This window comes from Streptomyces griseocarneus (assembly GCF_014655595.1).
Taxonomy (GTDB): domain Bacteria; phylum Actinomycetota; class Actinomycetes; order Streptomycetales; family Streptomycetaceae; genus Streptomyces; species Streptomyces griseocarneus.
Genome location: NZ_BNBL01000001.1, coordinates 413,009 through 426,190 on the forward strand (window position 1 = coordinate 413,009; position 13,182 = coordinate 426,190).

Annotated in this window: 16 protein-coding genes; 11 read left to right on the plus strand and 5 right to left on the minus strand. The window is 73.1% G+C overall.

All coding sequences use genetic code 11. The features are described 5' to 3' along the window. Positions 1–13 precede the first annotated feature (13 nt). Positions 14–394, plus strand: coding sequence for a DUF5955 family protein (locus IE295_RS01725; protein ID WP_224322955.1), 381 nt, complete (start codon positions 14–16; stop codon positions 392–394). Between the two features lie 19 nt (positions 395–413). On the opposite strand, the gene IE295_RS01730 is transcribed toward IE295_RS01725, so the two are convergent. Beyond that, complete coding sequence (locus IE295_RS01730) at positions 414–1,202, minus strand: IclR family transcriptional regulator (RefSeq protein ID WP_190061601.1); 789 nt, start codon at positions 1,200–1,202, stop codon at positions 414–416. A 203-nt stretch (positions 1,203–1,405) separates the two neighbouring features. Between IE295_RS01730 and allB the strand changes: the two genes are divergently transcribed. Continuing rightward, positions 1,406–2,731, plus strand: coding sequence for an allantoinase AllB (gene allB / locus IE295_RS01735; RefSeq protein ID WP_190061602.1), 1,326 nt, complete (start codon positions 1,406–1,408; stop codon positions 2,729–2,731). Further along, the gene (gene alc, locus IE295_RS01740; protein ID WP_190061603.1) at positions 2,728–3,888 is read left to right on the plus strand and encodes an allantoicase; all 1,161 of its coding nucleotides are present in this window, start codon (positions 2,728–2,730) and stop codon (positions 3,886–3,888) included. The genes allB and alc overlap by 4 nt, the downstream gene beginning before the upstream one ends. Here the strand turns inward: alc and IE295_RS01745 are convergent. The 4 genes from IE295_RS01745 to IE295_RS01760 all read right to left on the minus strand — a co-directional run bounded on the left by IE295_RS01745 (position 3,869) and on the right by IE295_RS01760 (position 5,940). Next, the gene (locus IE295_RS01745) at positions 3,869–4,384 is read right to left on the minus strand and encodes a GNAT family N-acetyltransferase (RefSeq protein ID WP_190061604.1); all 516 of its coding nucleotides are present in this window, start codon (positions 4,382–4,384) and stop codon (positions 3,869–3,871) included. The genes alc and IE295_RS01745 overlap by 20 nt on opposite strands. A gap of 9 nt (positions 4,385–4,393) precedes the next feature. After that, positions 4,394–5,068 (minus strand): TenA family protein, encoded by a 675-nt coding sequence (locus IE295_RS01750; protein ID WP_190061605.1) that lies wholly within the window; start codon positions 5,066–5,068, stop codon positions 4,394–4,396. Positions 5,069–5,143: 75 nt separating this feature from the next. Next, positions 5,144–5,302 (minus strand): DUF6126 family protein, encoded by a 159-nt coding sequence (locus IE295_RS01755; protein WP_190062436.1) that lies wholly within the window; start codon positions 5,300–5,302, stop codon positions 5,144–5,146. After that, complete coding sequence (locus IE295_RS01760) at positions 5,299–5,940, minus strand: helix-turn-helix domain-containing protein (RefSeq protein WP_190061606.1); 642 nt, start codon at positions 5,938–5,940, stop codon at positions 5,299–5,301. Before IE295_RS01760 ends, IE295_RS01755 begins: the two co-directional genes overlap by 4 nt. A 137-nt stretch (positions 5,941–6,077) precedes the next feature. Here IE295_RS01760 and IE295_RS01765 point away from each other — a divergent pair, with 137 nt between their 5' ends. From IE295_RS01765 to IE295_RS01800, 8 genes are all read left to right on the plus strand, one after another. Then, the gene (locus IE295_RS01765) at positions 6,078–6,500 is read left to right on the plus strand and encodes a guanyl-specific ribonuclease (RefSeq protein ID WP_190061607.1); all 423 of its coding nucleotides are present in this window, start codon (positions 6,078–6,080) and stop codon (positions 6,498–6,500) included. A gap of 129 nt (positions 6,501–6,629) precedes the next feature. After that, complete coding sequence (locus tag IE295_RS01770; protein WP_224322957.1) at positions 6,630–7,202, plus strand: TetR/AcrR family transcriptional regulator; 573 nt, start codon at positions 6,630–6,632, stop codon at positions 7,200–7,202. Between the two features lie 13 nt (positions 7,203–7,215). Then, positions 7,216–7,812, plus strand: a complete 597-nt coding sequence (locus IE295_RS01775) for a DUF4865 family protein (RefSeq protein ID WP_190061609.1) — start codon at positions 7,216–7,218, stop codon at positions 7,810–7,812. Positions 7,813–7,999: 187 nt separating this feature from the next. Continuing rightward, on the plus strand, positions 8,000–9,163 hold the full coding sequence (locus tag IE295_RS01780) for a cytochrome P450 family protein (RefSeq protein ID WP_224322979.1): 1,164 nt from the start codon (positions 8,000–8,002) through the stop codon (positions 9,161–9,163). Between the two features lie 106 nt (positions 9,164–9,269). Beyond that, a complete protein-coding gene (locus IE295_RS01785; RefSeq protein ID WP_190061611.1) occupies positions 9,270–10,019 on the plus strand; it encodes a GntR family transcriptional regulator in 750 nt (249 codons plus the stop codon). Positions 10,020–10,225: 206 nt separating this feature from the next. Beyond that, the gene (locus IE295_RS01790) at positions 10,226–11,236 is read left to right on the plus strand and encodes a sugar ABC transporter substrate-binding protein (RefSeq protein ID WP_443732305.1); all 1,011 of its coding nucleotides are present in this window, start codon (positions 10,226–10,228) and stop codon (positions 11,234–11,236) included. Further along, the gene (locus IE295_RS01795; protein ID WP_190061613.1) at positions 11,233–12,267 is read left to right on the plus strand and encodes an ABC transporter permease; all 1,035 of its coding nucleotides are present in this window, start codon (positions 11,233–11,235) and stop codon (positions 12,265–12,267) included. Before IE295_RS01790 ends, IE295_RS01795 begins: the two co-directional genes overlap by 4 nt. Next, entirely contained in the window at positions 12,264–13,088 is an 825-nt protein-coding gene (locus IE295_RS01800) for an ATP-binding cassette domain-containing protein (protein ID WP_190061614.1), read from the plus strand. Before IE295_RS01795 ends, IE295_RS01800 begins: the two co-directional genes overlap by 4 nt. Positions 13,089–13,182: the final 94 nt, after the last annotated feature.

The window sequence follows — 13,182 nt, forward strand, 5'->3', positions numbered from 1 at the left end:
AGGCGCCGTAGTGGTGGAAGAGGAGCGAGCGGGTCGTTTCGGCGAGGAGACGGACCCGAGAGTCGACGAGCTGGGCGCCGCCGTGTCCCGGCTGCGCCGGGAGCTGGCCGGGCACCCCGCCCCCTTACCGGACCGGGACGCCGCCGAGGACGAGCTGGCCGCCCTGGACGCCATGGCCCGCGCCGGCGCCCCCGACGTCTCCCGGCTGCGCCGCTCCCTGCTGCTGGTGGCGGGCGCCGTGGGCTCCGTCAGCGCCCTGGCCCCCGCGCTCGGTGCCGTCCGCGCCGCCGTCGACCGCTTCGGCGAGCTCCCGGGCGCCCCGGCGGCCGGGAGGCCGGCGGGCGGGGCGGAGGCGGACGCGGCGGAGGTGCCGCGCCCCCGCGAGGGCTCCTGAGCCCCCGCCGGGGCGGTGATCAGGCGGTGACGGTGGTGGCGGCGAGCGCCTGCGAGAGCTCCGCGGCCACGACCTGCAGCAGCGGGACGATGCGTTCCGTGGCGGCCTCCGTGACCCGGCCCGCCGGGCCCGAGATCGAGATGGCCGCCGACGTCGGAGAGTCGGGCACCGGCACCGCGAGGCAGCGGACGCCGATCTCCTGCTCGTTGTCGTCCATCGCGAAGCCCGACTCGCGCACCCGCGCCAGCTCCGCCAGGAAGCCGTCGGGCGTGGTGATCGTCTTCTCGGTCGCGGCCGGCATGCCCGTGCGCGCCAGCAGCGCGCGGACCTCGTCGTCGGCGGACTGGGCGAGCAGCGCCTTGCCGACCCCCGTGGTGTGGGGCAGCACACGCCGCCCGACCTCGGTGAACATCCGCACCGAGTGGCGCGAGGGCACCTGCGCCACGTACACGACCTCGTCGCCGTCGAGCAGCGCCATGTTCGCGGTCTCGCCGGTCTCCTCGACCAGGCGGGCCAGGTGCGGCCGGGCCCAGGTGCCCAGCAGCCGGGCCGAGCTCTCGCCGAGCCGGATCAGCCGGGGGCCGAGGGCGTACCGGCGGTTGGGCTGCTGCCGTACGTATCCGCAGGCCACCAGCGTGCGCATCAGGCGGTGAATGGTGGGCAGCGGCAGACCGCTGCTCGCGGACAGCTCGCTGAGTCCGACTTCACCGCCCGCGTCGGCCATCCGCTCGAGCAGGTCGAAGGCACGCTCGAGGGACTGGACGCCGCCACTGCTGGTGGCGGTTCGGGGCTCGGCGGACGAGGGCACGGCGCTCCTTCCGGGGTGGGGGGTGGCAGCAGCCTACCGGCCACGGCGGATGCCACGTGCGCGTTTCTGATGTGTGAAATCCATATTCCGATATGTGAAAGGTATTGACCGAAGCCGGTCCCGGTTGAAGACTGCCCGTCGTCGCCAGGCTTCAACAGAACGTTGAAGCGACGGGTCGGTTCGGGCCGGCGGGAGGCCGTGGAGTGGACCTGATACTGCGCTCGACGCGGGTCGTGACACCGGGCGGCGTCCGCGCCGCCCGCGTCGCCGTCACCGACGGCCGGATCGCGGCGGTCCTGCCGTACGAGGACGGGACCGCGGCCGCCGTCGTCGAGGACCTCGGGGACGACGTCCTGCTGCCCGGCCTCGTCGACACCCACGTGCACGTGAACGACCCCGGCCGCACGGCGTGGGAGGGCTTCCCGAGCGCCACCCGGGCGGCGGCGGCCGGCGGCGTCACCACGCTCCTCGACATGCCGCTCAACAGCCTCCCGCCCACCACCACCGTGGCGAACCTGCGGGCCAAACAGGCCGTGGCCCGCGACCGGGCGCACGTCGACGTGGGCTTCTGGGGCGGGGCACTGCCCGGCAACCTCGCCGACCTGCGACCCCTGCACGAGGCCGGGGTGTTCGGCTTCAAGGCCTTCCTCTCCCCGTCTGGCGTCGAGGAGTTCCCGCACCTGGGGCGCGCCGACCTCGAGGCCGTGGCCGGCGAGATCGCCCGCCTGGGCGGGCTGCTGATCGTGCACGCCGAGGACCCGGGGGAGCTGGCGGCCGCGCCGCAGCGCGGCGGCGCCCGCTACGCCGACTTCCTCGCCTCCCGCCCGCGCGCCGCCGAGAACGAGGCCGTCGCCGCGCTCGTGGACGTCGTACGCCGGGCCGGTACGCGCGTCCACGTGCTGCACCTGTCCTCCTCCGGCACGCTGCCCCTGATCGCCGCCGCCCGGGCCGGCGGCCTGCCCGTCACGGGGGAAACCTGCCCGCATTTCCTCACCCTCACCGCCGAGGACGTGCCCGACGGCGCCACGGAGTTCAAGTGCTGCCCGCCCATCCGCGAGGCCGCCGACCGGGACGCCCTGTGGGCGGCGCTGGCCGACGGGACCGTCGGCTGCGTCGTCTCCGACCACTCGCCGTGCACGACCGACCTCAAGGTCCCCGACTTCGCCACCGCCTGGGGCGGCATCTCCTCGCTCCAGCTCGGCCTGCCCGCCGTGTGGACCGAGGCGCGGCGGCGCGGGCACACCCTCCACGACGTGGCCCGCTGGATGTCCGCCGGCCCCGCGGCCCTCGCCGGCCTGTCCCGCAAGGGCGCCATCGCACCGGGCCGCGACGCCGACTTCGCCGTCCTCGCCCCCGACGAGACCTTCACGGTCGACCCGGCCGCCCTCCACCACCGCAACCCCGTCACCGCCTACGCGGGCCGGACGCTGTACGGCGTCGTCCGGTCCACCTGGCTGCGCGGCCGCCGGATCGCCGACCACGGCACCCCCCTGACCGAGCCCACCGGCCGACTCCTGGAGCGCGCATGAGCACGAGCGTCAGCGGCACCTCCCCGTTCACCGGCACCTCTCCGTTCACCGGCGACGCGAACCCCTACGCGGGCGGAGACCCCTACGCCGACTACCGCACCGCCGACTACCCGTTCACCGGCCTGCCCGACCTCGCCGACCGCCGCCTGGGCGCCTCGGTCGTCGCCGCCGGCGACGAGTTCTTCGCCGAGCGCGAGAACCTCCTGACGCCCGGCCCCGCCCGCTTCGACCCCGAACTCTTCGGCCACAAGGGCAAGATCATGGACGGCTGGGAGACCCGCCGCCGGCGCGGCGCCTCGGCCGACGCCCCGCACCCGGCGGACGACGACCACGACTGGGCCCTGATACGGCTCGGCGTCCCGGGGACCGTCCGGGGGGTCGTCGTCGACACCGCCCACTTCCGGGGCAACCACCCCCTGGCCGTCAGCCTCGAGGGCACCTCGCTGCCCGGCACCCCCTCGCCCGGGGAACTCCTCGCCGACGACGTGCGGTGGGCCGTCCTCGTACCGCGCAACCCTGTCGGCGGCCACGCCGCCAACGGCTTCGGCGTCGACGCCGGCCGGCGCTTCACCCACCTGCGGCTCAAGCAGTACCCCGACGGCGGCATCGCCCGGCTGCGCGTCCACGGCGAGGCCGTCCCGGACGCCGCCTGGCTCGCCGCCCTGGGCGTCTTCGACCTCGCGGCGCTGGAGAACGGCGGCCACGTCGAGGACGCCTCCGACAGCTTCTACTCCTCACCGTTCCACAGCATCCACCCCGGCAGGTCCCGCTCGATGGGCGAGGGCTGGGAGACCCGCCGCCGCCGCGACGGCGGCCACGACTGGGTGCGCCACCGCCTCACGGGACAGGCGGTCCTGCGGGCGGTCGAGATCGACACCGGCTGCTACAAGGGCAACGCCCCGGGCTGGGCCACGGTGTCCGTCCTCGACGCCACCACGGGAGCCGACCCCGCCGGCGCCGCCGGCTGGCGCGAACTGCTGCCCCGCACCCGGCTGCAGCCCGACACCGTGCACCGCTTCCCGCTCGCCGGCGCCCCCACCGCCACGCACGTACGCCTGGAGATCCACCCCGACGGCGGCGTCGCCCGGCTGCGCGTGCACGGCTCGCTCACCGAGGAGGCCGCCCGCAGCCTGGAGCTCAGGGCCGCCCGGCCGTAGCGGGGGCCAGGGGGCGGCTCATGAACAGGGCCGTCTCGCCCTCGGAGGACGTGCCGGTGTAGAGCGAGGTGTCCAGGCCGCACAGGACGAACCCCATCCGGCGGTAGGCCCGTACGGCCGGGGCGGTCCGTGCGCCCAGTTCACGCCCGCGCGCGAGGGCACGGTCCATCAGGCCCGCGCCGATGCCCCGGCCGCGCCGGCCGGGGGAGACCCTGATGTCGGCGACGACCAGGCGGCGGTTCCACTCCTCGTACGCGAAGGAGACCGCGCCGCACAGCTCGCCGCCGGCGTCGGCGACGAGGACCTCCTGGTCCTCGCCCTCCTCGTCCTCGTCGTCCGGGTACACCTTGCGCAACTCGGGCTCCACCGGCACCTGGTGCAGTACGAAACCGTCGTCGGAGGCGGTCACCCGCAGGACGGTGCTCGTGGTGAAGGAGTTGTCCAGCTCGCGGGCGGCCCTCAGTTCGTCGGGGCGCGCCGGACGGTAGATCACCATGCGGCCACTCTACGGGTCGGGCGTCCGAGCGAGCGTCTCCCAGAACATCGCCTCGTAGTCCTGCAACAGCCGTCCGTACCGGTGGGCCAGCGGCTCCGAGAGCCGCCCGCCGGCCAGCCCGCTTCCCGCGGCGGCCAGGGCCCGCTGCGCGCCCTCGGGGTCCGGTGCCGCGAAGAAGTCGAAGAAGCCGCACGCGGTGTCGTCGAAGCCGTAGTGCTCGCGCAGCGCCAGGCCGACGGTGGCGCAGTACTGGCCCCATGCCGCGAAGTTGGCGCTCAGCGCGACGACGACGTCCACGGGCTCGGCGCACAGCGCCAGCCAGGCCGCGTACGCCGGATACGCCTGGCAGCCGGCCCGCGGTTCATGGGCGCGCACCGCCGCCCCGTCGAGCCCGCAGGCGGTCGCGAGCGGGCCGAGCCGTTCGAGGGCGACGTCCTCGCCGCGCGCGAGGTGGTCGAAGAAGTCGGCGACGAGCGGCTGCCGCCCGGCGGCGGCCCGTTCGGCCAGGTGCGCGAAGCTGCGGCGGTCGCTCGTGATGACGTGGTGCTGTTCGAGGGCGAACGCCCCGACGGCCGCGCGGGGTGCGCGGCCCGCCGCGATCTCGGGGACGAGGCGGACCGTGCCGCTGCCCGGTGCGAGCGTGCGGAGCGCGTCGTCGACGACTTCCCGGGCTGTACGGGTCATGGCGCCAGCGTATCGGCGGGCGACGGGCCGCGGCGGCCGCTCCGGCCGTGCCGCCGCGCCGGGTTGCGCGCCGGGTTATTCGCGCGCCCCGCCCAGATAGAAGAGGAGGAAGAAGAAGGCGACGATGAAGTGGACGGCGACGAGATAGATGAAGACCCGGACCGTCATGCCCATGGGGGCCCGGTCCTCCTCCACGAAGTCCCTGGCCCCGTCGCCGATCGCCTTGTCGCTCATGGCATTCCCCTCCTGGTCGGTGCGGCGCCGAGGCACAGCTCGGAGACGCCGCTCTGCATCAGCGTGTGCATGAACAGCAGGTCCACTCCGCCCGGCGACGCCGCCGCGATGCGGTGCGGGGTGAGGGAGTCGAAGTGGGCGGCGTCCCCGACGCCGAGCAGGTGGGTGCTCTCGCCCAGCGTCAGACGCAGCTGCCCGCTGGTGACGTAGAGCCACTCCTCGCCCGGGTGCACCCGCACCAGCTCCTCCTGGCCGCCGCCCTGACGGACGTGCAGCCGCAGGGCCTGCATGGCCCGCCCGGAGCCGCCGGCCCGCCAGTACGTCCAGCCGCCGGCCTCCTGCGCCTCCATGCGGTCGGCCCGTACGATGGGGTCGCGGCCCTCGGGCACCTCGCCCAGCAGGTCGGACACGGTCGTGCCGTACGCCCGCGCCAGCGCGAGCAGCATCGGCAGCGACGGGGTCCGCCGGCCGGTCTCCAGCCGGGACAGATGGGCGGGCGACAGTCCGGCCAGCGCGGCGGCGGCCTCCAGCGTCAGCCCGCTGCGCCGGCGCAGGGCCCGCAACTGCGGGGCCACGACGGGTATCTCTTCCGCGGCGCCCCCGGGGGGAGCGGGCCGCTGTTCGGGCGATGGGCTCATGCTTCCGGTATAGACGCGGGCGTGCCTGTGAGGCAAAAAAATTGCCCGCGAGGCAAACTGCCTGTGATGAACGTCAGGGAAAACATCAGCCGATTGGCATTGACATGACATGTGCTACGCGCGTCATGCTTGTGTTCATGACAACCCCCCAGCGCCCGGTGCGCTTCGCCGCGCTCATCGCCCTCACCTCGACGCTGCTCCTCGGTACCCCGGCCGTCGCCGCCACACACTCGGTCGCCGCCCCCGCCGCGGCCTCGGCTCCGGCCATGAAGGTCGTCGGCGACATCTGTTACTCCGACCTGCCCTCGCAGGCCCACGACACCATCCGCCTGATCGACCAGGGCGGCCCCTTCCCGTACCCCAAGGACGGGACCGTCTTCACCAACCGCGAGGGCGTGCTGCCCAAGCAGTCGAGCGGCTACTACCACGAGTACACGGTGATCACCCCGGGCTCGCCGGACCGCGGCGCCCGACGGGTCGTGGCGGGCAAGAAGGCGCACGAGGACTACTACACCGGCGACCACTACCGGACGTTCGACCTGGTCGACTTCAGCTGCTGACGGACGACCGACGACGCGGGCCCCGCCACCCCTCCGGGTGGCGGGGCCCCTTCGTCTTCCCGGGCCCATCGCCGCCTTTCCGGGCTCAGTGCCGGACCCGTTGTACCTACTAGTATGTACACTGACCGCGTGAGCACCCCGGAACGCCTCATCGAGAGCACCCGTGAGCTGCTGTGGGAGCGCGGCTACGTCGGCACCAGCCCCCGCGCCATCCAGCAGCGCGCCGGAGTGGGCCAGGGCAGCATGTACCACCACTTCGCCGGCAAGCCGGACCTCGCCCTCGCGGCCGTCCGCCGCACCGCCGAGGAGCTGCGGGCCACGGCCGAGGTCCTCCTCGCCGGACCCGGCACGTCCCTCGAGCGGATCTCGGCCTACCTGCTGCGCGAGCGCGACGTCCTGCGCGGCTGCCCCATCGGCCGCCTCGCCCAGGACCCCGACGTCATGGCCGACCCGGCGCTGCGCCGCCCGGTCGAGGAGACCTTCGACTGGCTGCGCGGGCGGATCGCCGGCGTTCTGGCCGAGGGGCGCGAGCGCGGCGAGTTGTCTCCCGGGCTCGATGCGGCGACGACCGCGTCGGCCGTCGTCGCCGTCCTGCAGGGCGGCTACGTCCTGGCCCGCGCCGCGGGCGACAGCGCACCGTTCCGCCAGGCCGTCGAGGGGGTACTGGCCCTGCTCGCCGCACACGCCACCGACCGCCCGTAGGGGGAGGACGCCCGTGCACGCCATGCAGTACGACATCACGTTGCCCGCCGACTACGACATGAAGATCATCCGGGAGCGCGTGGCCACCCGCGGCCATGCCCTCGATGAGCGCGAGGGGCTGGGCCTGAAGGCCTATGCCATCCGCGAGCGCGGGGTCGACGGCTCCCCGGTCAATCAGTACGCCCCGTTCTACCTGTGGGAGCACGCCGGGGCGATGGGCGAGTTCCTGGTCGGCGGGGGCGGCTTCCAGGGCATCGTCGCGGACTTCGGCCGCCCGGTCGTGCAGCACTGGGCGGGCATCGCGTGCGAGGCGGGCCCCGCCCGGCCGGAGGCCCCCCGGGCGGCGTCCCGGCTGCTGACGCCCGTACCGGCCACGGCGGACCCGGCCGCCGCCGTGGCCGGGGCGCTCGCCGGGCTGCGCGCGACCGCGCGCTCCGCGGCGGTGCACACGGCGGCCCTGGCCTTCGACCCCCACCACTGGCAGCTGCTGCGCTTCGTGCTGTGGGCCGACGCCGTCCCGGAGTCCGAGGGCCCGGACGCCGAGCGCTACGAAGTGCTCCACCTGTCCACGCCCGGCCTCTCCCGCATCCCGGCCGGACGGCACTGGTAGGCGGCCAGGCGTTCAACCGCGAGGGGGAGGCAGGGAGTTCGCGTCGTCCTCGGGGCTGATGTCGCGACACCGTACGCCCCCGTACGGTGGACCCGGCCGCGCACGTACCCGACGACCAGGGGGCAATGCTGTGACAGTACTGAAGGACGGAACGGGAGCCACGGGCCGGACGGTCGATCTGGCGGCGATGGGCGAGGAGTTCACCCGCGATCCCTACCGGGTGTACGCCGAACTGCGCGCGCGGGGCCCCGTGCACCGGGTGCGCACGCCGGAGGGGCCCGAGTGCTGGCTCGTCGTCGGCCACGACGAGATACGGAACACCCTCAACGACCCCCGGCTGTCGAAGAACTGGGACAACGCCTCCGGGGCGCTGGGCCTGCCCGTCATAGCCGCCGGCCCGCACATGCTCAGCGCCGACCCCCCGCACCACACCCGGCTGCGCCGGCTGGTGGCCAGGGAGTTCACCGCCAAGCGCGTCGAGGCGCTCGCCCCGCGCGTCCAGCAGATCACCGACGGCCTCCTCGACCGGATGCTCCGGGCGCCGGACCGGCGCGCCGACCTCGTCCAGGTCCTGTCCTTCCCGCTGCCCATGGGCGTCATCTGTGAGCTGCTGGGCGTGCCCGACCTCGACCGCGAGGCGTTCCACCAGTGGTCGGACGTCGCCATCGGCACCGCCCCGCCGGACGAGAAGACCCGCAACGCCCAGGAGGTCGCCGGCTACCTCGCCGGCCTGGTCGCCGCCAAGCGGCGGCAGCCGGGCGAGGACCTGCTGAGCGACCTGATCCGGGCCACCGACGAGGACGGCGACCGGCTCTCGCCCGACGAGCTCATCGGGATGGCCTGGCTCCTGCTGGTCGCCGGGCACGAGACGACCGTCAACCTCATCGGCAACGGCGTGCTCGCCCTGCTGCGCCACCCCGGACAGCTCGCCGACCTGCGCGCCGACTTCGGGCTGCTGGACAACGCCGTCGAGGAGATGCTGCGCTACGACGGTCCCGTGGAGACCTCCACGTACCGCTTCACCACCGAGCCGATGGAGATCGCCGGCACCCGCATCCCCGGCGGCGGGGAGCTCGTGGTCGTCGCCCTGGCCGACGCCGACCGCGACCCGGACCGCTTCCCCGGCCCCCACCGCTTCGACATCCACCGCGACGCCCGCGGCCACGTCGCCTTCGGGCACGGCATCCACTACTGCCTGGGCGCGCCGCTGGCCCGGCTCGAGGGCCGGATCGCCATCCGCTCGCTGCTCGAGCGCTGCCCGGACCTCGAGCTGGACTGCCACCCGGACGCGCTGATCTGGCGCGAGGGCATGCTGATGCGCGGCCCCCACCGGCTGCCGGTCCGCTTCTAGCCGCTTCCGGCCGCCCGCCCTGCCCCGCCCGCCGGGGCAGGGCTCATGTCCGGACAACCGGACCTCCGGACTTCCCGTCATCAGGTCGTCCGGCTACGCTCCCTCCGTGGCGAAGCAGCAACCCCTTCAGTTCTCCCTCGACCGCGGCAGCCCGGTCCCGCTCTACTTCCAGCTGTCCCAGCAGCTCGAAGCCGCCATCGAACGGGGTGAGCTCGCCCCCGGCAGCCTCCTGGGCAACGAGATCGAGCTCGCCGGACGGCTGGGCCTGTCCCGCCCCACGGTCCGCCAGGCCATCCAGTCGCTGGTCGACAAGGGCCTCCTGGTGCGCCGCCGCGGCGTGGGCACCCAGGTGGTGCACAGCCAGGTCAAGCGCCCGCTGGAGCTCAGCAGCCTCTACGACGACCTGGAGTCGGCCGGCCAGCAGCCCGCCACCCGCGTCCTGCGGCACGCCGTCGAGCCCGCCCCCGCGCCGGTCGCCGCCGCCCTGGGCATCGCCGAGGGCGCCGACGTGCTGCGCCTCGAGCGGCTGCGCCTCGCCCACGGCGAGCCGGTGGCCCACCTGCGCAACCACCTGCCGCTCGGCCTGCTGGACCTCGACGCCGAGACGCTCGGGCGCACCGGCCTCTACCGCCTGCTGCGGCAGGCCGGCATCACCCTGCACAGCGCCCGCCAGACGATCGGCGCCCGCGCCGCCACCGCCGAGGAGGGCGAGCTGCTGGCCGAACCGGAAGGCGCCCCCCTGCTGACAATGGAGCGGACGACCTTCGACGACACCGGCCGTGCGGTGGAGTTCGGCTCCCACTTGTACCGGGCCTCGCGCTACGCGTTCGACTTCCAGCTCCTGGCCCGGTCCTGACCTGTCATGCCATAAGAATGTTCTGACAAAGTCCTTGACGCAGTGTGTCGTCCGCCACTACAACTCCACGCACGGGAAGAAGCCCCGCGGCACCGCCGAAGCCCCGGCCGACAGCGGTGACGGATGGTGACGGATACTTGGGCGGTTGGGTCCGTGGCAGAGGGGCCCGGCCGCACCGTGACAGACAGTGAGAAGGGCAAGTCCTCGTGGCAAGGGTTCGGACAGGCGTACGTGCGGTGAGCGCCGTGCTGGCAGCGGTGCTCGGCGCCACACTGGCTGGGTGCAGCAGTACGGGCGGGAAGCGGGCCGAGGAGCGGGCAGCCAAGGCCGCTCAGGGCCGCTCCGCGGTCGACACCCCCCGGTGGACCTTCGCGATGGTCACCCACTCGGGCGACGGCGACACCTTCTGGGACATCGTCCAGAACGGTGCGAAGCAGGCGGCGGTCAAGGACAACATCAAGTTCCTCTACGCGCACGACGTCGAGGGAAACAAGCAGGCCCAGAACGTGCAGGCCATGATCGACCAGAAGGTCGACGGCCTGATCGTCACCCTCGCCAAGCCCGACGCCATGAAGGACGTCGTCGCCAAGGCGCGCAAGGCCGGCATCCCGGTGATCACGGTGAACTCGGGCTCCGACAAGTCCAAGGACTTCGGCGCGCTGACCCACATCGGCCAGGACGAGGTCATCGCCGGCGAGGCCGTCGGCGAGCAGCTCAACCAGCGCGGGAGGAAGAAGGCCGTCTGCGTCCTGCACGAGCAGGGCAACGTCGGCCACGAGCAGCGCTGCGAGGGCGTGAAGAAGTCCTTCAAGGGCGAGCTGCAGAACCTGTACGTCGAGGGCACCAACATGCCCAACGTGCAGTCGTCCATCGAGGCGAAGCTGCAGTCCGACAAGGACATCGACGCCGTCGTCACCCTCGGCGCCCCCTTCGCCACCACCGCCGTCAAGGCGGCCGAGCAGGCCGGCAGCAAGGCCGAGGTCGACACCTTCGACCTCAATGCCAAGGTCGCCGACGCCCTCCAGAAGGGCACCCTCGGCTTCGCCGTCGACCAGGACCCGTACCTCCAGGGCTACGAGGCCGTCGACCTCCTGTGGCTCTACCGCTACAACCGCGACATGCTCGGCGGCGGCCGCCCGGTGCTGACCGGCCCGCAGATCGTCACCAAGGACGACGCGAAGACCCTGGCGGAGTACACGAAGCGGGGCACACGATGAGTACAGCCGTGCCGGCCGACGAACGGCTGCTGACCCGGAGCTACCTCCGCCGCGTACTGGGCCGCCCCGAGCTGGGCGCGGTCGTGGGCGCCGCCGCGGTCTTCGTCTTCTTCTCGTTCGTCGCCGACAGCTTCCTCCAGGCCTCGAGCCTGTCCACGGTCCTCTACGCGTCCTCCACGATCGGCATCATGGCCGTGCCCGTGGCGCTGCTGATGATCGGCGGCGAGTTCGACCTGTCGACGGGCGTGATGGTCACGACGTCCGCCCTGGTCTCGTCGATGTTCAGCTACCAGATGACGGCGAACGTCTGGGTGGGCGTGGGGGTCTCCCTCCTCGCCACCCTGGCGATCGGCTTCTTCAACGGCTTCATGCTGACCCGCACCAAGCTGCCGAGCTTCATCATCACGCTCGGTACGTTCCTCATGCTCACCGGCCTGAACCTGGGCTTCACCAAGCTCATCAGCGGCACCGTCTCCACCAAGACGATCGGCGACATGGAAGGCTTCGAGTCCGCCCGGGCCCTGTTCGCCTCCCACCTGACGATCGGCGGCGTGGACCTGCAGGTCACCATCCTCTGGTGGCTCGGCCTGGTCGCCCTCGCCACCTGGGTCCTGCTGCGCACACGCGTGGGCAACTGGATCTTCGCGGTCGGCGGCGGCGCCGACGCGGCCCGCGCGGTCGGCGTCCCGGTCAACAAGACCAAGATCGGCCTCTACATGGCCGTGGCCTTCTGCGCCTGGATCTCGGGCCAGCACCTGCTGATGTCGTACGACGTCGTCCAGTCGGGCGAGGGCGTCGGCAACGAGTTCCTCTACATCATCGCGGCTGTGATCGGCGGCTGCCTGATGACCGGCGGCTACGGCTCGGCCATCGGCTCCGCGGTCGGCGCGTTCATCTTCGGCATGACCAGCAAGGGCATCGTGTACGCGCAGTGGGACCCGGACTGGTTCAAGTTCTTCCTCGGCGCGATGCTGCTCCTGGCGACCCTGCTGAACGCATGGGTCCGTAAGCGCGCGGAGGCGACGAAATGACCGCCCTGGTCAAGCTCACGGACGTGAGCAAGTTCTACGGCAACATCCGCGCGCTCGAGGGCGTCTCCCTGGAGGTGCACCCCGGTGAGATCACCTGCGTGCTGGGCGACAACGGCGCCGGCAAGTCGACCCTGATCAAGATCATCGCGGGCCTGCACCAGCACGACGCGGGAAGCTTCGAGATCGAGGGCGAGGAGACGCGGCTGAGCTCTCCCCGCGAGGCCCTGGACCGGGGCATCGCCACGGTCTACCAGGACCTGGCGGTCGTCCCCCTGATGCCGGTGTGGCGGAACTTCTTCCTCGGCTCCGAGCCGACGAAGGGAACCGGCCCCTTCAAGCGCCTGGACGTCGAGGCGATGCGCGAGACGACCCGCGCGGAGCTGCTGCGCATGGGCATCGACCTGCGCGACGTCGACCAGCCGATCGGCACGCTCTCCGGCGGCGAGCGCCAGTGCGTGGCGATCGCCCGGGCCGTGTACTTCGGCGCGAAGGTGCTGGTCCTGGACGAGCCCACCGCCGCGCTGGGCGTGAAGCAGTCCGGCGTGGTCCTGAAGTACGTCGCGGCCGCCCGTGACGCGGGCCTCGGCGTGGTCCTCATCACGCACAACCCGCACCACGCGTATCTGGTCGGTGACCGCTTCGTCCTCCTCAAGCGGGGATCGATGGCGGGCAGCCACACGAAGTCGCAGATCGCCCTGGACGAGCTCACCCGCCAGATGGCGGGCGGCTCGGAGCTCGACCAGCTCAGCCACGAGCTGGAGCGGGCCCCGGTCCCGGACGTGATCGGCGGCAAGCCGGTCGACTCCGCCGGCGACGCCTGACGCGCCCGCGGCGCGTGCACCGGGGGTGGGGGCCGGCCCCCACCCCCCGGCACCGTTTCGCGGCGCACCGGGCCGGTGAGGCACAATCGGCCGA